Below are 19,968 nucleotides of genomic sequence, written 5' to 3' on the forward strand. Positions count from 1 at the left end.
GTGGTTCGTTCTTCCTAGGAGAGCCGGACGCGCGGGTCGATGTAGGCGTACGCGATGTCGGTGAGGATGTTGACGATCAGGATGAAGAAGGCACCGAACAGCATGACGCCCATGGTGAGCGGCAGGTCCTTGTGGACCGCGCCGTCCACGGCGAGGCGGCCGATCCCCTGGAGCGAGAAGGTCAGCTCGGTGACCACGGCGCCGCCGAGCATCGAGCTGATGTCGATGCCGAGGACGGTGACGATCGGGATCATCGAACCGCGCCAGGCGTAGCGGAAGAACACGTACTTCTGCGACATGCCCTTGGCGCGGGCGGTGCGCACGTGCTCCTCCGCGAGCTGCTCGATCATCGAGGAGCGGGCCATACGCGTGTACTGCGCGGTGAAGATCGTGGCCATCACCAGCACGGGCAGCAGCATGCCGGTGAACCAGGTCCACGGGTCCTGGGTGATCGGGTGGTACTGCGGGTTGTCCATCCAGCCGGTGCTGTAGACGAAGATCAGCAGGACGATCGGTCCGAGCACGTAGATCTGGAACGAACTGAGCACCATGGACACACCGGTGGCGATCTTGTCGACCAGGGTGCCCCGCCGGTAGGCGGCGATCATGCCGGCGCCGACACCGACGATGACGAAGACGACCGCACCGCCCGCGGTGAGCGTGAGGGTCGTCGGGAAGCGGTCCATGATCGTCGACCAGACCATGTCGCCCGAGTAGAACGACTGACCCAGGCAGGGCGCGCTGCAGTGACCGGTCGGGAAGTCACGACCGACCACGATGCCGGACATGAAGTCCCAGAACTGCTGGTGGATCGGCAGGTTGAGGCCGAGAGCCTGGCGGATGTCCTCCAGTCTCGCGGGCGAGCAGTCCTTGCCACAGGCCAGAGAGGCGTAGTCGGAGGGCGCGGCGACGAACAGGAAGAACGTGGCGGCGCCGATGAGGAACAGGGTGACCAGGGCACCGACTGTGCGCCGGATGATGAACTGAAACATGGCGGGAGGGCTGCTCTCTGCGGAGACGGTGGGAGGTTTCACGGAGGTGCGGGGGCGCGCTCCGCCTGGTGCGCGCCCCCGCGTTCAGCCGTAGAGAGTTACGACTTGACGTACAGACGGGTGATGTCGATCAGGCTGGACACCGAGCCGTAGCGGGCGCCACCGATGTTCGACCCGGAGAGCTGGAACTGCTTGGTGTACCAGAGCGGGGCAGCCGGGACGACCTTCTCCAGCAGGTAGTGCTGGGCTTCCTTCCAGGTCTTGGCGGCCGCGGTCGGGTCCTCGGAGAGGGCCTGCTTGATCAGGGCGTCGACCTTCGGGTCCTTGACGTGCGAGTAGTTCGAGGAACCGTCGGCGACCTGGGTGCCGTCGTAGATGGGCGTGATCACCGTGGCCGCGGACGGCCAGTCCTGGCCCCAACCCGTGATGTAGATGTCGTACGGGTTCTTGAGCTTGCCGATCTGCTCGTAGTAGCTCGCCGCGTCGACTTCCTTGGCCACCACGTCGAAGCCGACCTTGGTGAGCGCGTCCTCGATGGCGACCTTGCGCTTCTGGCCCGCCTCGCTGTTGGCGTAGGCGAAGACGACCTTCTTCTCGGCCGCCGGAACGCCCTTGAGGATCTCCTTGGCCTTCGCGATGTTGCCCTGCGGCGTCTTCAGACGGCCGTAGGGGTCGTAGTTGGCCTCGTAGCCCGGAAGGGTCGGGGCGAAGTAGTTCGGGGCCACGTCGCCGCCGTAGGCACCGCCCTCACCGGCGATGAGCGACTTCGAGTTGACCGCGTAGGTGATGGCCTGACGGACCTTGAGGTCCTTCACGCGGTCCAGGTTGAAGGTCAGCTGCATGACGTAGGGCTGGTAGCCCTTGACCGTGCGCTTGCTGACGGCCGGGTTGCCGATGACGTCCTGGATCTGCGTGGACTCGACGCCGCCGGTGAACTGGATGGCGTTCTTGTCCTCGCCCTGGTCGGCGATCAGACGCTTGGTCTGGGTCGACTCGGTGATGCCGAACTGGAAGTCGAAACCGTTCGCGTACTGGTGGCGCACGGAGTCGGTCTTCGGGTCCCAGTTGGTGTTCTTGGTGAGGACGAGCTCCTTGCCGACCTTGTTCGAGGCGATCTTGTACGGGCCGGTGGCGACCGGGGCCTTGTCGTACGCCGCCTTCGTGTCCGTCTTCTCCGGGACGATGGCGTAGCCGGCCATGGCCAGGGTCTGCGGCAGGTCCGGGCGCGCGGTGTCGAAGTGGAAGACGACCGTCTTGTCGTCCGGGGTGTCAAGCACCGACGCAGGCAGGTGCTTCTTGCCGAAGCCGCCGTCCGGGAGCGCCTTGCGGTAGTCCGCGCCGCTCAGCCAGGTCTGCAGGTAGGTCGGGCCGTCGAAGATGAAGCTCGCGTACTGACGCTCGACGGTGTGGCGGACGTCGGCGGACGTGATGGCGTTGCCGTTCTGGTCCTTGATGCCGTCCTTCAGCGTGAAGGTCCAGGTCTTGCCGCCGTCCGAGGACTTGCCCGAGTCGGTCGCGAGGTCACCCACGACCGAGACGCCGCCCTTGCCGTCCTCCTTGAACTGGGTCAGGCGACGGAACAGCAGGTTGGCGACCTGGCCGGCGTCCGAGACGTAGATCTGCCCCGGGTCCAGGTGCGAGACGCCCGCCTCCTGGTACACGTTGATCGTGCCACCGGGCTTGGCGCCGGGGACCTCCTCGGCAGGACCCGTCGACCCCGCGGCGTCGGCGTAGGTGACCGCCTTCGACTGGACCGAGGCTTCGCCCTGGTCCTTCTTCGAGTCGGTACCGGAGTCGCCGCCCTCGTTCTTGGAGCAGGCCGTGAGAGCCAGCGAACCGGCTGCAAGGGCGACGATTACGGCGCGCGCTCTGCGCGAGCTGATGGGCTTCATGAGGCGAATACCTACCTGTCGGTTGTTATCCATGAGTACTGCCTGACGCGGCTGGTAGGCCGACGCGGGGGCGGCAGCCACCCCCCACCAATGGACGAGTTACCGCCCGGACTTGGGGTCGAAAGCGTCCCGGACCGAGTCTCCGAGGAGGTTGAAGGCCAGAACGAAGATCACCAGCGCCAGGCCGGGGAAGAAGAGGAACGCCGGGTCCTGCTCGGTGTAGTTGGCAGCTGCGGCGAACAGTCGTCCCCAGTCCGGAGTCGGCTCGACGAACCCGACTCCGGCGAAGGAAAGGAAGGCGATGGTGAGGATGGTGCTGGGCAGCGAGTACGTGAACTGCACCAGGATCGGCGTCACCACGTTCGGCAGGATCTCCTTGCGGACGATCCGCCAGGGGGAGGCGCCGGAGACCTTGGCGGCCTCGACGAACTCCCTCTCACGCAGGGACAGAACGGTGGAGCGGACCAGACGCGCCATACCCATCCAGCCCAGCAGCCACAGCACGATCAGCATCGCCAGTGCGCGGAAGTACGTGGGGGTCTCCTCCCGCGGGTCGACGAAGAACGCGGTGACCACGGGCATGAAGGCGATGAAGAACAGCTGCTGGGGGAAGGACAGGAAGAAGTCGGTGACCCGACCGATCCAGTAGTCGGTGCGACCACCGAAGTAGCCGCCGATCAGACCGATGATCACGCCGGTGACCATCAGCAGGACCGTCACGCCGAGGGCCATGAACAGCGATGTCCGCATGCCGTACACGAGCATGGCGAACAGGTCACGGCCGTATTGCGGCTCCACCCCGAACCAGTGGTCGCCGGAGACGCCGCCGAAGTAGCCCAGGGGAAGCCCGAACTGGTCCAGGATCGGCTTGTCGGCGTAGGTCGGGTCCTGCCCGTACAGCGTGTACGGGTCGGTCCCGCTCAGCTTGACCAGCAGCGGCGCGGCCAGCGAGACCACGAAGTACAAAATCACTACCACGGCGCAGATGACACCGGTACGGTCACGCTTGAAGCGCTGCCACATCAACTGGCCGGGAGAACGACCCTCGAGCTTCTGCTCGCCCTTGACAGGCTCGGCGTCCGTCTCGAGCTCGGGGTCCAAGGCGACTGGACTGGTCATGTGTGTACTTCCCCCGGGGGGTTGGAGAGTTGAGCGCAGCACAGATACCGGCAGGTTCTGTGGTTTGGGGGAACTTTCGCCAAAGTGTTCAACGCGCGTCAAGGGCGGAAGGCATAGGGATCTCCCTACCGGCCATATTTTGAGGAAAAATTGCAAAGATTGACACCTGCGCGCGCTTGACACGTGAATCGACAGACCGTCAAAACGGACATACCGCAACGGATTTCAGTTCACATGTCCGAAACACCTGGGCGGGATACCGATATCCGGACGGTCTCTCATAGGTCACGGACAGGTATCGGCAGGCACGCCTGAGGCCCGGTTCCCCGAGTGTCGGAGAACCGGGCTGCCGACGTTCGCCGGCGGTGGGATCAGCCGTGCTTGGCGCGGCTCGCGGCGCGGGCGCGCTCGCGGGCGTCCAGGTTGACCTTACGGATGCGGACCGCTTCCGGAGTCACCTCGACGCACTCGTCGTCGCGGCAGAACTCCAGGGACTGCTCCAGGGAGAGCTTGCGCGGCGGGACGATCGCCTCGAACGAGTCGGCCGAGGCCGACCGCATGTTCGTGAGCTTCTTCTCCTTGGTGATGTTCACGTCCATGTCGTCGGAGCGCGAGTTCTCGCCGACGATCATGCCCTCGTACACCTCGGTGCCCGGGTCGGTGAACAGCACACCGCGCTCCTGGAGGTTCGTCATCGCGAAGGCGGTGACGGCACCGGCGCGGTCGGCGACCAGCGAGCCGTTGTTACGGGTCGTCAGGGTGCCGAACCACGGCTCGTGGCCCTCGTGGATGGAGTGGGCGATGCCCGTGCCACGGGTACCGGTCAGGAACTCCGTACGGAAGCCGATCAGGCCGCGGGACGGCACGACGAACTCCATACGGACCCAACCGGAGCCATGGTTCGACATGTTGTCCATACGGCCCTTGCGGACGCCCATGAGCTGCGTGACCGCGCCCATGTGCTCCTCGGGGACGTCGATCGTCATGCGCTCGACGGGCTCGTACACCTTGCCGTCGACGATCTTGGTGACGACCTGCGGCTTGCCGATCGTCAGCTCGAAGCCCTCACGGCGCATCTGCTCGACCAGGATGGCCAGCGCGAGCTCCCCACGGCCCTGGACCTCCCAGGCGTCCGGGCGCTCGGTGTCGAGCACCCGGAGGGAGACGTTACCGATCAGCTCGCGGTCGAGGCGGTCCTTGACCTGACGGGCGGTCACCTTGCGGTCCTTGACCGCGGCCTTGGCCGAGGCGCCCTTGCCGGTGCCACCCCGGCCGACCAGCGGCGAGGTGTTCGTACCGATGGTCATGGAGATCGCCGGCTCGTCGACCGTGATGAGCGGCAGCGGGATCGGGTTCTCGGGGTCCGCGAGGGTCTCACCGATCATGATGTCCGGGATACCGGCGACGGCACAGATGTCACCGGGGCCGGCCATCTCGGCGGGCTTGCGGGTGAGTGCCTCGGTCATCAGCAGCTCGGTGATGCGGACGTTGGACATCGTGCCGTCGCGCTTGATCCACGTGACGGTCTGGCCCTTGCGCAGCTCGCCCTGCTCGACGCGGAGCAGCGCGATACGGCCGAGGAAGTTGTCGGCGTCCAGGTTCGTGACGTGCGCCTGGAGCGGGGCCTCCTCGTCGTACTCGGGAGCCGGGACGTGCGAGAGGATCGTGGTGAAGAACGGCTCCAGGCTGTCGCTGTCCGCCGGGACCGTGCCGTTCTCCGGCTTGGTCAGCGAGGCGACACCGTCACGCGCACACGCGTAGACGATGGGGAACTCGATCTGCTCCTCGTCCGCGTCCAGGTCCAGGAAGAGGTCGTACGTCTCGTTGACGACCTCGTCGATCCGGGAGTCCGGGCGGTCGGTCTTGTTGATGCACAGGATGACCGGCAGGCGCTGCTGAAGCGCCTTGCGCAGCACGAAGCGGGTCTGCGGCAGCGGCCCCTCGGAGGCGTCGACCAGCAGGACCACCGCGTCCACCATCGACAGACCGCGCTCGACCTCGCCACCGAAGTCGGCGTGGCCCGGGGTGTCGATGATGTTGATGGTGATGACGTCGCCGCCATCCTTGGGGTGGTACTTCACGGCCGTGTTCTTGGCCAGGATCGTGATGCCCTTCTCACGCTCCAGGTCGTTCGAGTCCATCATGCGGTCGTCGAGCGACTCGGCGGCGTGCGCGGCGAAGGCGCCGGCCTGCTTGAGCATGGCGTCGACAAGAGTCGTCTTGCCGTGGTCGACGTGGGCGACGATGGCGACATTGCGGATGTCGTGGCGCGTGGCCATATTGCGGCGTACTCCCAAGTGGTGAGAAGGCCCTGCTACGAACGTCCGTGTGACGCGGGCCTGCCGGGCTTGACACGCCACGGCCTCACCCCATCGTACGTTGCCTCCCGGGCGGGGGCTCGCCGGGCTCAGTCCGCGGACGGCCGGGCGGGGGCTTTCACGGCCTTCTTGTGGAAGCCCATGTCCTCGTAGACGGGCGTCTGGAATCCGAAGGCACCGGCGTTGACCACGGCCTTCTTGGCGGCTGTCAGCTGGGGCCGCTGATACAGCGGGATGGACCCGGCGGCGGCCCAGATCCGTGAATCCGCCTTGCGGATCAGGTCCCGGCTCCTGCCCTCGTCGAGCGTGGCGACGGCCTGGTCGAAGAGCTGGTCCACCTGGTCGGTGCCGACCCGCGTGTAGTTCTGCTCGACGTTCAGCGAACCGTCCGCGGCCGGCACCGGCTTCGCGAAGATCGGGCGGGCGTCGGTGGCGGGGAACGCGGACGTCGGCCAGGAGTACAACGCGAGGTCGTACTGCCCGGACGCGATGTGGTCCTTGAAGTAGCTCTCGTCGGAGACCTTGGAGATCTCCGTCCGGATACCGACCTTCTCCAGCATCGAGGAGATCCGCCCGGCAACCGTCCGCAGCGTCCCGGACCCGGGCCCCGACGGCAGCACGAACCGCAGGGTGAGCGCCTTGCCGTTCTTGGCCAGCAGCTTCGTCACCGTGTCCGCCGGAGCCGCCGTGCCCTTGGGGGCGTAGGCCCCGGGAGCGCCGCCCTGCCTCAGCTTGTTCGCGTACTGCTTGCCGTCCTGAGCGAGATGCCGCGGACCGTCCCCGCCCTCGTGGCGGTCCTCGGGGTCCTTGCCGTCGCCCTTGTCGTCCTCGCCGACGACGTACGTCCCGTCGTCGTCCTTCTCGGAGTCCCGCCCGGTCTTCTTCCCCTCGGCCCCCGCGGCCTTCCCGCCCTTCTTCTTCTCCTTCTCGATCTTGCCGCCGGCCACCCACCCGGCGTCCGCGAGGAGCGCCTGGGCCTCCTCGGCGTCCTGGCCGCCGAGCGCGCCGCTGTTGTCGGCGTAGGCGTCCTGGCCGGAGAGCGCGAGGTGGCTGCCGACCGGCACGGCGGGCAGCCCGAGCGGGGAGAGGACGACGCCGGCCAGCGCCTTGCGGTCGATGGCGCGGGCCACGGCCCGGCGGACCCGCTCGTCGGCGAGCGGGCCGGAGGCGCCGTTGAGGGCGAGCTGGGTGTAGGCGGGTTCCAGGGACCTGCGGACCTCGAAGCCCTTCAGGGCCGCCTGCTCACGCGCGTAGGCGGCGAGCGCCCTGCGCTTCTTCTGCCGGGCGCTGAGCTCCTCGTCGGCGGCCTCCTCGTCGTCGCCGTGGGCGACGGCCCAGGAGCGCAGCGCGTCGGCGGCGGCCAGGTTGCCGCCGGTGCCGTGCGCGGGAAGTCCGCCCGGGCCCGCGAGCGGGCTGCTGCCGGGTGTGGCTCCCGCGCGGGCGGCCAGGCCGATGCGGCCGAGGGCCTCGGGGTCGACGTCGGCGAGCTCGAGCTCACCGGCGGCCAGGGCGGCGGCCCGCTTGTCGCGCGGCACGGCGCGGAGCACGATCCGGTCCAGCTTGGCCGGGTGGCCCCACCAGCGCGTACTGCGGGTGAGGATGACCTCGTCCTGCTTGCGGTCGACCTTCTTCAGTGCGAAGGGGCCGGCGGTGACCTTGAGCTTCTTCCGGGCGGAGTCGTTGAAGGAGTCCGGCGTGCCCATGACGTCCTTCGGGTACAGCGGTGAGAACAGCGAGCGCCAGTCGGCGTACGGCCGCGCGAAGGTGACCCGGACCTCCAGGTCGTTGGCCCCGCGTTCGATCTTCTCGATGCGGTCGTAGCCGGCGTTGCGGGCGGTCCAGTACGCGGAGTCCTTGCCGGACAGGGCGCGCCACTGGGCGGCGAAGTCGGCGGCCCCGATCTCCCGGCCGTCGCTCCACACGGCCTGCTGGTTCAGCTTGTACAGCACGACCTGCTTCGGCCCGGTCTCCACGACCTTCGCCGACTCCAGGTAGTCGGGGTGGACCTGCGGCCGCCCGTTCGCGTCGAGCCGGTACATCGACGGCAGGACCGCCTGGGCGACGGTGGTGGTGGTCGCGTCCGCGTCCGACTGGAAGGTGTTCAGGGTCTCCGGTACGGCGTCCACGGCCCAGTGCAGGGTGCCGCCGTCGGCGACCTGGTTGCGGGCGGCGGGCGCGATGTCCTGCGCGGCGAGGGGCTTGCTCTGCTTCTCCTCGGAGCTGCACCCGGAGAGCGCGGTCACCGCGAGCACGCCCGCGGTCAGGAAGGCGACCGAGCGCGTGACCGCGCGCGATCCGACGCCGTCGTTGGACATCTCTGCTTACCTCCGGGAGCCGCGGGCGTTATGATCACTTTTGGCGGTATATGGTGCTGATCACATGTATGCGGCCACTGAAGAGGAAAGGGTTCGGCAACGGACGGCGACACGGCGACAACGACCGGGAAGCCCACCCGTGCGGCGCAATCGACGGCGCACGAGGGGCGCGCACGGAGGCTCACGATCCGCCAATCCGTGCACGTCCCTTCACACCGGCTGGTGTGACGCGCAACACTCGCAGGCGCATGACCGTTCCCGTCCAGGGCATCCCCGCCCACGGAAGTGAGGTCACGTCATGTCCGTGAACGACGAACTGGCAGCGGCGCAGCGCTCGCTCGACGACGTGCTCAGGTACGTCAAGCGCCTTGAGCAGCAGCTGGGCAGCAGCGGTCTGGAGATGCGCCGTGTGCGGATCGACGCCGACCGGCTGCGCGAGAGCCTCGCGCTGCTGAAGGAGACCGACCCGGCCCTCGCCAAGGCGCGCCGCCCGGATCTCGTCTCCATCTCCGACACCCCGTACGACAACACCCTGTGGACGGACTCGGACGACGAGGGACTCGGCGCCCGCGACCGCCGAGCCCCCTGAACCCGACCGGAGTCAAGCGTTGGCCACTGGTACGGAACCTCCCGACACCGAATCCCATAGCCCCCGCGGCGGCGTACACACGGGTACACGCGCCGCGATCGACGCCCCGCACCTGCGCACCGACCGCTGGTGGCTGGCACCGGCGGTCACCGCCGCCGGGCTGCTCGCCTTCATCGTGTACTCGACCTGGCGGGCCTTCGCCGACACGGACTACTACGCGGCCCCGTATGTCTCGCCGTTCTACTCACCCTGTCTCGCCGAGCGCTGCGAACCCATGCGGCACGGCCCCAACTGGGAGATCTTCGGCGGCTGGTGGGGCATCTCCCCCGCGATCATCATCCTGATCTTCCCGCTCGGCTTCCGCCTGACCTGCTACTACTACCGCAAGGCCTACTACCGGGGCTTCTGGGCGTCCCCGCCGGCCTGCGCGGTGGCCGAGCCGCACAAGAAGTACACAGGTGAGACCCGCTTCCCGCTGATCCTGCAGAACATCCACCGGTACTTCTTCTACGCCGCGATCGTGGTCGCCGGGATCCTGACCTACGACACCGTGCTCGCCTTCCGCGACGAGCACTACGCGTGGGGCCACATGGGCCTCGGCACCCTCGTCTTCCTGATCAACATCGTGCTGATCTGGGCGTACACGATCTCGTGCCACTCCTGCCGGCACATCGTCGGCGGCAAGCTCAGGCACTTCTCCAAGCATCCCGTGCGCTATCGCATGTGGCAGTGGGTCGGGAAGCTCAACGCCAGGCACATGCAGCTCGCCTGGGCGTCGTTGGTGAGCGTGGCGCTCGCCGACTTCTACGTGTATCTCGTCGCGTCCGGTGTCTTCGACGATCCGAGGTTCTTCTGATGTCCGTGGTCGACCGGCAGGAATGGGACGTCGTCGTGGTCGGCGCCGGAGGGGCCGGATTGCGTGCCGCCATCGAGGCCCGCGAGCGCGGTGCCCGTACGGCCGTGATCTGCAAGTCGCTGTTCGGCAAGGCGCACACGGTGATGGCCGAGGGCGGCATCGCGGCCAGCATGGGCAACGCCAACTCGAACGACAACTGGCAGGTCCACTTCCGCGACACCATGCGCGGCGGCAAGTTCCTCAACCAGTGGCGGATGGCCGAACTGCACGCCCAGGAGGCCCCGGACCGGGTCTGGGAGCTGGAGACCTGGGGCGCCCTGTTCGACCGTACGAAGGACGGCCGGATCTCGCAGCGCAACTTCGGCGGCCATGAGTACCCACGCCTCGCCCACGTCGGCGACCGCACGGGCCTCGAACTGATCCGCACGCTCCAGCAGAAGATCGTCTCGCTCCAGCAGGAGGACCACAAGGAGACCGGCGACTACGAGTCCCGCCTGAAGGTCTACCAGGAGTGCACGGTCACGAGGGTCCTCAAGGACGGGAGCCGCGTCTCCGGGGTCTTCGCCTACGACCGCGAGACCGGCCGTTTCTTCGTCCTCGAAGCCCCGGCCGTCGTGATCGCGACCGGTGGCATCGGAAAGTCCTTCAAGGTGACGTCGAACTCGTGGGAGTACACCGGCGACGGCCACGCGCTGGCGCTGCTCGCCGGCGCGCCCCTGCTGAACATGGAGTTCGTGCAGTTCCACCCGACCGGCATGGTCTGGCCGCCGTCGGTGAAGGGCATCCTCGTCACCGAGTCGGTGCGCGGTGACGGCGGGGTGCTCAGGAACTCCGAGGGCAAGCGGTTCATGTTCGACTACATCCCCGACGTCTTCAAGGAGAAGTACGCCCAGTCGGAGGAGGAGGGCGACCGCTGGTACGAGGACCCGGACAACAACCGGCGCCCGCCCGAGCTGCTCCCCCGCGACGAGGTGGCCCGCGCGATCAACTCCGAGGTGAAGGCCGGCCGGGGCTCCCCGCACGGCGGGGTCTTCCTCGACGTCTCGACGCGGATGCCCGCCGAGGTCATCCGGCGCCGGCTGCCGTCCATGTACCACCAGTTCAAGGAGCTGGCCGACGTCGACATCACGGCCGAGCCGATGGAGGTCGGGCCGACCTGTCACTACGTGATGGGCGGTATCGCGGTCGAGTCGGACACGGCGGCGGCGCGCGGGGTGCCGGGACTGTTCGCGGCCGGTGAGGTGGCCGGCGGCATGCACGGCTCGAACCGGCTCGGCGGCAACTCCCTCTCCGACCTGCTGGTGTTCGGACGCCGGGCGGGCTGGCACGCGGCCGAGTACGCGACCGGGCTCGCGGCGGACCGCCCTCCCGTGGACGAGGTCCAGGTCGACGCGGCGGCGGCCGAGGCGCTGCGGCCGTTCTCGGCCGAGGGCGCGGAGCCCGCCGTAGGCCCTCCGGAGAACCCGTACACCCTGCACCAGGAGCTCCAGCAGGCGATGAACGACCTGGTCGGCATCATCCGCCGCGAGGGCGAGATGGAGCAGGCCCTGGAGAAACTGGGGGATCTTCGGGTACGGGCCCGGCGGGCCGGGGTCGAGGGGCACCGGCAGTTCAACCCGGGCTGGCACCTCGCGCTGGACCTCAGGAACATGCTGCTGGTCAGCGAGTGCGTGGCGCGGGCCGCGCTGGAGCGGACCGAGTCGCGCGGCGGCCACACCCGCGAGGACCATCCGGCGATGGACCGCGAGTGGCGCCGGATCAACCTGCTGTGCCAACTGACCGATCCCACGGGCGGGTTGGCGGCGACCGACCCCGTCCGGGGCCAGATCGACCTCACCCGCGAGACCACCGACCCCATCCGCGCCGACCTGCTCGCCCTCTTCGACAAGGAGGAGCTGGTCAAGTACCTCGCCGAAGAGGAGTTGTACGAATGAGCGGCTACACGGCCCACTTCAAGGTGTGGCGGGGCGATGTGAAGGGCGGGGACCTGGAGGACTTCAAGGTCGAGGTCAACGACGGCGAAGTGGTGCTGGACATCATCCACCGCCTCCAGGCCACCCAGGCGCCCGATCTCGCCGTCCGCTGGAACTGCAAGGCGGGCAAGTGCGGTTCCTGCTCCGCGGAGATCAACGGGCGGCCCCGGCTGATGTGCATGACCCGCATGTCGGTGTTCACCCAGGACGAGACGATCACGGTCACCCCGCTGCGGGCCTTTCCCGTCGTCCGGGACCTGGTCACGAACGTCGGCTTCAACTACCAGAAGGCGCGCGAGGTCCCGGCGTTCGTGCCACCGTCGGACCTCGGGCCGGGCGAGTACCGGATGATGCAGGAGGACGTGGACCGCTCGCAGGAGTTCCGCAAGTGCATCGAGTGCTTCCTGTGCCAGGACACCTGCCATGTCGTCCGCGACCACGAGGAGAACAAGACGGCGTTCGCGGGCCCGCGCTTCTTGATGCGGGTCGCCGAACTCGACATGCACCCGCTGGACGCGGCCGAGGAGTCCGGCCTGGACCGCAAGAAGACGGCCCAGGACGAGCACGGTCTCGGCTACTGCAACATCACCAAGTGCTGCACGGAGGTCTGCCCCGAGGGCATCAAGATCACGGACAACGCGCTGATCCCGCTGAAGGAACGGGCCGTCGACCGCAAGTACGACCCGCTGGTGTGGCTGGGATCGAAGATCAGGAGGAGGCCTTCCTAGCCGGTTTCATGGCCTGCCGCTGGATGTACAGCCCCGCGGCGAACACGGCCATGCCGCTCATCGCGACCGGGAAGTTGCCCATGTCCGGTCCCTGGAGCGGGCCGACGAACAGATACGTGCCGATCCCGGCCATGGCGACCAGGGTGCCGTAGCCCCACACGCGGGGCCGCAGCACCTTGGCACGCCCGCGGCCCGGCGCGATCCACCCGGTGGTGATCGCGGCGACGGAGAGCACCGCTCCGATCGCCAGGACCAGGGCCGCCAGGATGTCCAGTACGTCGCGCATACCGATCATCGTCCCATGAGCTCCAGCACCCTGACCAGGTTGGATTCCGCGATCTCCCGCATCCCGTCCGGGTTGGGGAAGTCGCCCTCGATCAGGCGGAGGGGGCCGGCGACCAGGGACACGTGCATGGCGAGGCGGTAGAGGCGCATCCGGTCCTCGTCGAGGCCGGGAGCGCGCAGGGCGTCGTAGTGCCGCGGTCCGAAGCGGATGCGCAGGAATACGTGCTCCCACTCGACGTCGAAGTACATGAGCCCTTCGACGTCGATGAGGGCGGGCCTGCCCCGGTCGTCCAACAGGACGTGGTCGGCGCCGAGTTCGCCGTGGACGAGGGTGTGCCGGGCGCGGGGCCGGACGGCTGCGGCGAGCCGGCGTACGGTCTCCTCGAGCTCCTCCCGTACGGCGGCGATCCGTTCGTCCCGTACGGCGGCCTGCTCGATGTGGCGCAGGGCGCCCTCGGTGATACGGCGGGCGGCCGAACCCGACGACGAGGTACCGCCGTTGTCGACGAGGCCGACCTTGCCGAGTCCGGGGCCCTCCTGCGCGTGCAGGGTCCCGAGTTCGGCGGCCAGCAGTTCCAGCGCGGCGCGACCGGCGACCGGGTCCCGCTCCAGGGCCTCCTCCAGACTGCCGCCCCGCATGTCCTCGACGACCACGGCGTCCATGGTGGTGTCGGCGTACAGGAGGCGGGGGGTGCGCACGCCGGCCGCGACCAGCCGGTCGTGGGCGGCCGTGAACACGTCGGGACCGGTCCCCGCGGAGAAGGGGTCGCGGGGGTCGGAGGGGCCTGCGTCCCAGTAGTCCTCGTCCGGCGACCAGACGTAGGCGACGACCGTCGCGCCGTCGTCGAGGGCGAGCCGGTAGACACCCTTCCTGCTGCCACCGCGGAGCCGGGTGACGCCGGTGAGGGCGCGGCCGGTCGCGGCGCGGGCGAGGGGGGCGAGGTCGTCGCGGGTGAGGTGCCTGCGGGTGGTGGTCATCCGGTAGATCGTCGCAGTGCGGTGCGCCGGACCGCAGGTGGTTTTCTAGTGGACCCAGTCCTGCTCGTACGCCGTCCAGTCCGCCTCCGTGGCCGCGAAGTCGACGTACAGCGCCACGCCGAAGTTCGCGCGGTCCGCGTCGGTGCGGGAGAGACCGAGGCGGACGCCGCGGACGGCCGCGGGGACGGTCTCGGCGAAGGACCAGTGGGCGAAGTTGTTCTCCTGGTAGAAGGGCAGGCCCATCAGCAGGTCGGTGGACTCGGGGGTGACCTCAAGGGCCAGCGAGGTCTGCTGGGCGACATAGCCGCCGTACAGGCTCTCCAGGGGCGTGGCCGTGTCGTACGACATCACCGCGATCTGGTCGACCCGGCGCGCGACCTGGCCGAAGTACGCCTGCGACCACCATTTGGGGTGCCCGGTGAGCGTGCCCGCGACGGAGTGCAGTGCGGGCAGCGGATCGATCTGGTGGGCGGCGACGGACAGGGGCACACCGTGGGCGCGGGTGACCCGGTGGAGGGCGTCGAGGAGGTCGAGATAGTTCTCGTCGCCGGAGTGCAGGGGCTCCAGGTCGAAGTGAGCGCCGTCGAACCCGGTGTCGAGGATCTGACGGGTGGACCGTACGACGGCGGCACGGGTGTCCTTGTCGGTGAGGCGCAGTCCGTCCGGGCTCTCGGTGGCGAGCTTGTCGCCGAGCCAGGCCTGCACACGGATGCCGGGGGCCGCCTTGTGCACGGCGCCGATCAGCCACCGCGCCCTCGGGTACGCCGACCGGGGCAGTGTCCCGTCGTGTTCCAGGGGCCCCGCGTGGACGTACAGGTCCCGGATCCCGGTGTCCCGCAGGCGCCGGGCCAGGGCGGTGACGTCGGCGTCGGTCTTGCGGCCGTCCACCCAGGCGTGCCCGAGCCAGATCGCGTCCTTGCCCCGGGTGCGGGTGCCGTCCGCGGGGTCGCCGGCGTAGTTGAGACGCAGGGCGACGGCGACGCCGAGGAAGGGAAGGAGGACGACGAGCGCGAGCGCGATCAGGCCCCGGCGGAGCCGGCGGCGGCGTCCCCGCTTCGGCGCCGGTGCCTCCTTCTCCGCCTCGCCGTCCCCGCCCCCGTCGACCTGTACGTCCCGCACCTCTGACATCCGCTCCCCCACTCCCCTCGCGTACCCCCGCCCGTCCCACCCCGCTCGCGCCCCCGCATTCCGGCCCATACGCTCCGAAACGTGACGCCATCCTTGACACGCGGCCGACCGCGGCGGAGCCGCTCGCAGATATCCGCGCGGGTGGCGCATTCCCTGCTGGGCGTGGTCGCCGGGGTCGTGTGGCTGGTGTTGCCGTGGATGACGATCAACGACGACGCTCCGGTTGCAGGCGAGCGGGTGAGTGCCGCCGCCCCGGCCGAGGACGAGTCCTCCGGCACCGACCTCGTCCTGCCGGTGGCCGCGCTCGCCGTGGTGCTCGCCCTCGCCGCCTACGGCTCCGTTCGCCGGATACGCCGCACCCGCAGCCGTACGACAGCGGCGGCCGCCGGCACCACCCACGTCGGCGCGTATCCCTCCCCCGGGACCCAGCCCCCGCTCGCCGACCTCGACGACCGCTCCCAGACAGCGCTGGTCGACGCCGACAACCGCCTGCGTTCCTTCCGGGAGGAACTCCCCTTCGCCGAGGCCGTGTCCGGCCCCGAGGCGGTGTCCCCGTTCGCGGTGGCGGCCGAGGCGGCGCAGGCCGAGCTGTCGGCCGCGGGCGCGATACGGGCGCGGTACGAGGAAGGCGTACCGGAGGAGGCAGCCGCCCTCGCCGGAGTCGTGGGCCGCTGCGAGGAGGCCGAGCGGCGGCTGACCGCCGCCGGGGGGAGCCTGCGCACCCTGCGGGCGCTGGACCGCGATCCCGCCGCGGCCCTGGCGTCGGCCGAGGCCCGCTTCCGTGAGCTGACCGCACGCACGGCCGGGGCGGAGGCGACGCCGGTGGGCGACTCGGTCACCGGGTACGTCGAGCTGGCCAAGGACAGCCTGGTCACCGCCACCGTGCACCTCAACCAGACCCACCAGGCCACCGCCTCCGGCCGGCCGGACGAGGCGGCCCACCACCTCCACGCGGCGGAGACCGCGATCTCCCGGGCGGACGTGCTGGTGACCGCCGTGGCCCGGCTGCGCTCGGCGCGCACCGAGGCCGCCCGGCTGATCCCGCCCACGCTCACGGGCGCGGAGGCGGAGCTGGCCCCCTTCCGCGACAGCACCGCGTACGAGGGCGAGACCTACGCCCGGCTCCTGCACGCCGACGCGGTCCTGACCGCCGTACGACAGGAGACGACGTCCGGACAGCCGTACGACCCCCTCGGCGTCCTGCGTCGGATCGTGCAGGCGACCGCGCCCCTGGCGACCGGCCGGTCCGGGGTGCTCGCGGTGGCCGCGCTGCTGGTCGCCCGGGAGTCGGTGGCCGCGGCGGACGACTACGTCACCGTCCACCGCGAGGCCGTCGGTGCCGCGCCCCGCGTCCTGCTGTCGCGGGCTCGGCAGGCCGACGATCTCCCGCAGGCGGACGCCCTGGCCCGCGAGGCGCGCGACCTCGCCGAACAGGACGTACGCCTGCGCGGGCACCCCGCCTAGAAACAGGCTCGGGACTCTCAGAACAGGCTGAGCAACGCCTCCGCCGGGTCCACCATGCCGTTCTTCCCGTCGGGCAACGGCAGTTCGAACCACACGGTCTTGCCGCGCGGCGTACGGCGGGAGCCCCAGGCCGCGCTGAGGAGGCCGACCAGTTGCAGGCCCCGGCCGCCCTCGTCGGTGTCGCGGGCGCGACGGCGGCGCGGCTGGACGAGTCCGGAGTCCCAGACCTCGCAGACCAGGGTGCGGTCCAGCAGGAGCCGTAGCCGGATGTCACCCTCGCCGTACCGCAGGGCGTTGGTGACGAGCTCGCTGACCAGGAGTTCCGTGGTGTCGACCAGGGGTTCCAGGTCCCAGCTCAGCAGCTGGCCGCGTGCGTACTCCCGGGCCCGGCCCACGCTGCGGGGCTCGCGCGGCAGGGTCCAGTCGCCGACCGAGTCGACGGGCAGGCCCTGGACACGTGCCATCAGCAGCGCGATGTCGTCCTCGCCGTGGTGGGTGTCGAGGGTGTTGAGGACGTGGTCGCAGACGTCCTCCAGGGGGGCAGAGGGGTCGGTGAGCGCTCCGACGAAGGCCTGGAGGCCTTCGTCGAGGGGGTGATCGCGGCTTTCGACCAGTCCATCCGTGTAGAGCGCGAGCAGGGCGCCTTCGGGTAGTTCGACCTCGACCTCCTCGAAGGGCTCGCCCCCGACGCCGAGCGGCATGCCGGGCGGCACGTCGAGCATCAGCGCGTCCTCGCCGGGTTCCACCAGGACGGGCGGGAGGTGCCCCGCGTTGGCGAAGGTGCAGCGGCGGGTCACCGAGTCGTAGACGGCGTAGACGCAGGTCGCCAGGTACACCTCGGACAGGTCCGCCTCCCGGGGGCGGCGGGCCGCTCGGGTGGCCTGCTGGACACCGCCGGGCGCGCCGAGACCGCGGGCGATCTCGTCCAACGCGCTGAGCACCTCCGCCGGTTCGAGGTCCAGAAGGGCCAGTGTCCGCACGGCGGACCGCAGTTCCCCCATCGCCACCGCCGCCCGCAGGCCACGGCCCATCACGTCACCGACCACCAACGCCGTGCGGTGTCCCGGCAGTTCGATGACGTCGAACCAGTCACCGCCGACCTCGCTGGGCCGGTCCGCGGAGGAGTTGCCGGGCAGATAGCGGCAGGCGATGTCCAGACCGGAGGCGACCGGGTCGCCGGGGGGCAGCAGGGACCGCTGCAGTATCAGCGCCCTTTCGTGCTCCCGCCGGTACAGGCGAGCGTTGTCGATACAGACCGCCGCCCGCGCCGCCAGCTCCACCGCGAGATCCCGGTCCCGGTCCCCGAACGGCTCGCTGCCCTTGGTCCGGGCGAACTGCGCGAGGCCTACGACGGTGTCGTGGGCGACCATCGGCACGGCGAGCGTGGACTGCACGAGGCCGCCCTCCTCGGCCGGGATGTACTGCGGGCGCGCGGTGCGCAGGGCGTCCGCGCAGGGCGAGTTGAAGGGGTAGTGGTGGACGGCGCCGACCGAGACGGGGTCGCCGGAGCCGATGAAGGGGGCGTCGGAGACCGCACTGGCGAAGGCGACCCGGCGCAGTTCCGCGCTGCCGTCGGCGAGGCCCGGCGGGGTCTCGTCGCCGGCCAGGAGGCCCTGGTAGAGGTCGACGGTGGCCAGGTCGCAGAAGCCGGGGACGACGACGTCGAGGAGTTCGCGGGCCGTGGTCTCCAGGTCGAGGGAGTTGCCTATGCGGGCGCCGGCCTCGTTCAGGAGGGCGAGATTGCGTCGGGCGGCGGCTGCTTCGCGGGCGGCGGCGCGGCGGGCGGTGATGTCGGTTCCGAGCCAGGCGATGCCGATGGGCCGGCCGGATCCGCTGCGCACCCGGTACAGGTTGATGGACCAGTGGCGGCGCTCGTCGGAGCCCGGCAGAAAGCCCGTGACGTGCATGTCGGTGATGGAGTCGCCGGTCTCCAGGACCCGGCGCAGGGTCGCGGTGACCCGCTCGGCCTCGGGGCGCGGCAGATAGTCGTGGACGCCCTTGCCCCGGTGGTCGTCCGGGCTGCCGCCGAAGAGGGATGCGAAACGGTAGTTGACGCGGCGAACCCTCAGGTCGGGGTCGATCAGCACGAATCCGAAGGGAGATTGACCGAAAATCGCCTGCGAGGCGGCGAGGTCGGTCTCGATGCTGCGCAGTGTGCGCACGTCGACGACGATGCAGACGGCGGCCTTCTCGCCCTCCTCGGTCCGCGTCGGCATCACATAGACCTCGGCGAGGCCCTCCCGGCCGCACTCGCCGTCGGCCGCCGACGGGGGCACCCGGAAGGGCACCACACCGGTCCATTCGCGGCCGTCCAGGATCTCCGCCATCTTGCGCTGGCCCTGCGCGCGCAGGTCCGGGTCGATGAAGGCCTCGATGGGGTCCATGCCGACGGCGTGCTGGGCGGGGATGCCGAAGAGCTGCTCGGCGCGCAGGCTCCACTGCTCGACCAGACCGTCGGGGCCTATGGAGAAGGACGCGACCTTGATGTAGTCGTAGATCGAGCCGGGCGGGCTGCTCTGCCACATGGCGTCACCGGACGGCGGCTCGCCGGGACGGACATGCGCCACGGCATCATCCGCGGCCTCCGCCCTCGCGCCGTCCAACGGGTCCTTCGACTCCGTGGCCTTCGCTGGTATCTCGCTCACGCGAACCGTCCCCTCCAGCTCACCGCGTCCGGTACCGGTCACCGGGGGCGGCTGCCCGCAGTATCCAGCACTACGGCGCCGCACAACACGGTGTTCACGATCACAGCACGATCCCGACGGTTTTCGGTCCGGGCTGCGACAACACTTCCAGTCTTCTAACCAGCGGACACCTCCTCGAATCACGTCTGCCGACAACCGCCACTGGCCTGAACCAGTCGATGGACAGGGGCTGGGGTGCCGTACAGGCGCTCTTCACCGCGATCAGGTCCTGTTCATCCCGTCACCGAGAGTTCGAACCAGACCGTCTTGCCCGTCACGCCGGGACGGGTGCCCCAGCGGCGGGCCGCGTGGGCGACCAGTTGCAGACCGCGGCCGCTCTCGTCATCGAGGGCGGCGATGCGTTCGCGGGGCGGGTCGGGCAGCGGGTCGGAGACCTCGACCAGGAGGACACCGTCGACGGCCTCGGGGCGGACCAGGCGAACGCCGATGGGGCCGGTGGCGTGCCGCAGGGCGTTGGTCACCAGCTCACTGACCAGGAGGGCGGCGATGTCGGCGAGGCCGTCGAGATTCCAGGCGGCCAGCCGGTTCCGGACAGCCGTCCGGGCAGCGCGTACGGCGCCCGGATCCGCCGGGAACGTCCACGCGGCGCAGTCGCCTTCGGTGTCGATCACGCCGATCACATCCCG

General features: G+C 69.7%; 15 protein-coding genes. 5 read left to right on the plus strand and 10 right to left on the minus strand.

The window, feature by feature from the left end:
* Nucleotides 1-14: 14 nt before the first annotated feature.
* The 5 genes from M2157_RS17690 to M2157_RS17710 form a co-directional block, all read right to left on the minus strand.
* Complete coding sequence (locus tag M2157_RS17690) at nucleotides 15-992, minus strand: ABC transporter permease (RefSeq protein WP_280862736.1); 978 nt, start codon at nucleotides 990-992, stop codon at nucleotides 15-17.
* 98 nt (nucleotides 993-1,090) lie between these two features.
* The gene (locus M2157_RS17695; RefSeq protein ID WP_280862737.1) at nucleotides 1,091-2,884 is read right to left on the minus strand and encodes an ABC transporter substrate-binding protein; all 1,794 of its coding nucleotides are present in this window, start codon (nucleotides 2,882-2,884) and stop codon (nucleotides 1,091-1,093) included.
* Nucleotides 2,885-2,983: 99 nt separating this feature from the next.
* The gene (locus M2157_RS17700; RefSeq protein WP_280862738.1) at nucleotides 2,984-4,003 is read right to left on the minus strand and encodes an ABC transporter permease; all 1,020 of its coding nucleotides are present in this window, start codon (nucleotides 4,001-4,003) and stop codon (nucleotides 2,984-2,986) included.
* A gap of 371 nt (nucleotides 4,004-4,374) precedes the next feature.
* Nucleotides 4,375-6,282: a translational GTPase TypA gene (typA, locus tag M2157_RS17705; RefSeq protein WP_280862739.1), complete on the minus strand. Its 1,908-nt coding sequence runs from the start codon at nucleotides 6,280-6,282 to the stop codon at nucleotides 4,375-4,377.
* A 128-nt stretch (nucleotides 6,283-6,410) separates the two neighbouring features.
* Nucleotides 6,411-8,636, minus strand: a complete 2,226-nt coding sequence (locus tag M2157_RS17710; RefSeq protein WP_280862740.1) for an ABC transporter family substrate-binding protein — start codon at nucleotides 8,634-8,636, stop codon at nucleotides 6,411-6,413.
* Nucleotides 8,637-8,934: 298 nt separating this feature from the next.
* Here M2157_RS17710 and M2157_RS17715 point away from each other — a divergent pair, with 298 nt between their 5' ends.
* From M2157_RS17715 to M2157_RS17730, 4 genes are read left to right on the plus strand one after another with little or no spacing between them, the layout of a single operon-like run.
* Nucleotides 8,935-9,225, plus strand: a complete 291-nt coding sequence (locus M2157_RS17715) for a hypothetical protein (protein WP_280862741.1) — start codon at nucleotides 8,935-8,937, stop codon at nucleotides 9,223-9,225.
* Nucleotides 9,226-9,244: 19 nt separating this feature from the next.
* A complete protein-coding gene (locus tag M2157_RS17720; protein ID WP_280862742.1) occupies nucleotides 9,245-10,081 on the plus strand; it encodes a hypothetical protein in 837 nt (278 codons plus the stop codon).
* On the plus strand, nucleotides 10,081-12,015 hold the full coding sequence (locus M2157_RS17725) for a fumarate reductase/succinate dehydrogenase flavoprotein subunit (protein WP_280865692.1): 1,935 nt from the start codon (nucleotides 10,081-10,083) through the stop codon (nucleotides 12,013-12,015). Before M2157_RS17720 ends, M2157_RS17725 begins: the two co-directional genes overlap by 1 nt.
* Nucleotides 12,012-12,782, plus strand: a complete 771-nt coding sequence (locus tag M2157_RS17730) for a succinate dehydrogenase/fumarate reductase iron-sulfur subunit (protein ID WP_280862744.1) — start codon at nucleotides 12,012-12,014, stop codon at nucleotides 12,780-12,782. The genes M2157_RS17725 and M2157_RS17730 overlap by 4 nt, the downstream gene beginning before the upstream one ends.
* Here M2157_RS17730 and M2157_RS17735 read toward each other — a convergent pair.
* The 3 genes from M2157_RS17735 to M2157_RS17745 are packed head-to-tail and all read right to left on the minus strand — an operon-like array spanning nucleotide 12,763 to nucleotide 15,173.
* Nucleotides 12,763-13,068, minus strand: coding sequence for a hypothetical protein (locus M2157_RS17735; protein WP_280862745.1), 306 nt, complete (start codon nucleotides 13,066-13,068; stop codon nucleotides 12,763-12,765). The genes M2157_RS17730 and M2157_RS17735 overlap by 20 nt on opposite strands.
* Nucleotides 13,069-13,073: 5 nt before the next feature.
* Nucleotides 13,074-14,045 (minus strand): phosphotransferase, encoded by a 972-nt coding sequence (locus M2157_RS17740; RefSeq protein WP_280865693.1) that lies wholly within the window; start codon nucleotides 14,043-14,045, stop codon nucleotides 13,074-13,076.
* A 45-nt stretch (nucleotides 14,046-14,090) separates the two neighbouring features.
* A complete protein-coding gene (locus M2157_RS17745) occupies nucleotides 14,091-15,173 on the minus strand; it encodes a glycosyl hydrolase family 18 protein (RefSeq protein WP_280865694.1) in 1,083 nt (360 codons plus the stop codon).
* 81 nt (nucleotides 15,174-15,254) lie between these two features.
* Between M2157_RS17745 and M2157_RS17750 the strand changes: the two genes are divergently transcribed.
* Nucleotides 15,255-16,637: a hypothetical protein gene (locus M2157_RS17750; RefSeq protein WP_280865695.1), complete on the plus strand. Its 1,383-nt coding sequence runs from the start codon at nucleotides 15,255-15,257 to the stop codon at nucleotides 16,635-16,637.
* A gap of 17 nt (nucleotides 16,638-16,654) precedes the next feature.
* On the opposite strand, the gene M2157_RS17755 is transcribed toward M2157_RS17750, so the two are convergent.
* Nucleotides 16,655-19,282 carry a SpoIIE family protein phosphatase gene (locus M2157_RS17755; protein ID WP_280865696.1) on the minus strand — a complete coding sequence of 876 codons (2,628 nt, stop codon included), beginning with the start codon at nucleotides 19,280-19,282 and terminating at the stop codon, nucleotides 16,655-16,657.
* Nucleotides 19,283-19,554: 272 nt separating this feature from the next.
* The gene (locus tag M2157_RS17760; protein ID WP_280862749.1) at nucleotides 19,555-19,962 is read right to left on the minus strand and encodes an ATP-binding protein; all 408 of its coding nucleotides are present in this window, start codon (nucleotides 19,960-19,962) and stop codon (nucleotides 19,555-19,557) included.
* Nucleotides 19,963-19,968 lie beyond the last annotated feature (6 nt).

Source organism: Streptomyces sp. SAI-127, from assembly GCF_029894425.1.
Classification (GTDB): Bacteria; Actinomycetota; Actinomycetes; order Streptomycetales; family Streptomycetaceae; genus Streptomyces.

Coding starts and splice junctions, on each gene's coding strand:
- M2157_RS17740 (WP_280865693.1), bottom strand. CDS start 14,045: ATGACCACCACCCGCAGGCACCTCACCCGCGACGACCTCGCCCCCCTC.
- M2157_RS17715 (WP_280862741.1), top strand. CDS start 8,935: ATGTCCGTGAACGACGAACTGGCAGCGGCGCAGCGCTCGCTCGACGAC.
- M2157_RS17730 (WP_280862744.1), top strand. CDS start 12,012: ATGAGCGGCTACACGGCCCACTTCAAGGTGTGGCGGGGCGATGTGAAG.
- M2157_RS17735 (WP_280862745.1), bottom strand. CDS start 13,068: ATGCGCGACGTACTGGACATCCTGGCGGCCCTGGTCCTGGCGATCGGA.
- M2157_RS17710 (WP_280862740.1), bottom strand. CDS start 8,636: ATGTCCAACGACGGCGTCGGATCGCGCGCGGTCACGCGCTCGGTCGCC.
- M2157_RS17695 (WP_280862737.1), bottom strand. CDS start 2,884: ATGAAGCCCATCAGCTCGCGCAGAGCGCGCGCCGTAATCGTCGCCCTT.
- M2157_RS17690 (WP_280862736.1), bottom strand. CDS start 992: ATGTTTCAGTTCATCATCCGGCGCACAGTCGGTGCCCTGGTCACCCTG.
- M2157_RS17700 (WP_280862738.1), bottom strand. CDS start 4,003: ATGACCAGTCCAGTCGCCTTGGACCCCGAGCTCGAGACGGACGCCGAG.
- M2157_RS17745 (WP_280865694.1), bottom strand. CDS start 15,173: ATGTCAGAGGTGCGGGACGTACAGGTCGACGGGGGCGGGGACGGCGAG.
- typA (WP_280862739.1), bottom strand. CDS start 6,282: ATGGCCACGCGCCACGACATCCGCAATGTCGCCATCGTCGCCCACGTC.
- M2157_RS17725 (WP_280865692.1), top strand. CDS start 10,081: ATGTCCGTGGTCGACCGGCAGGAATGGGACGTCGTCGTGGTCGGCGCC.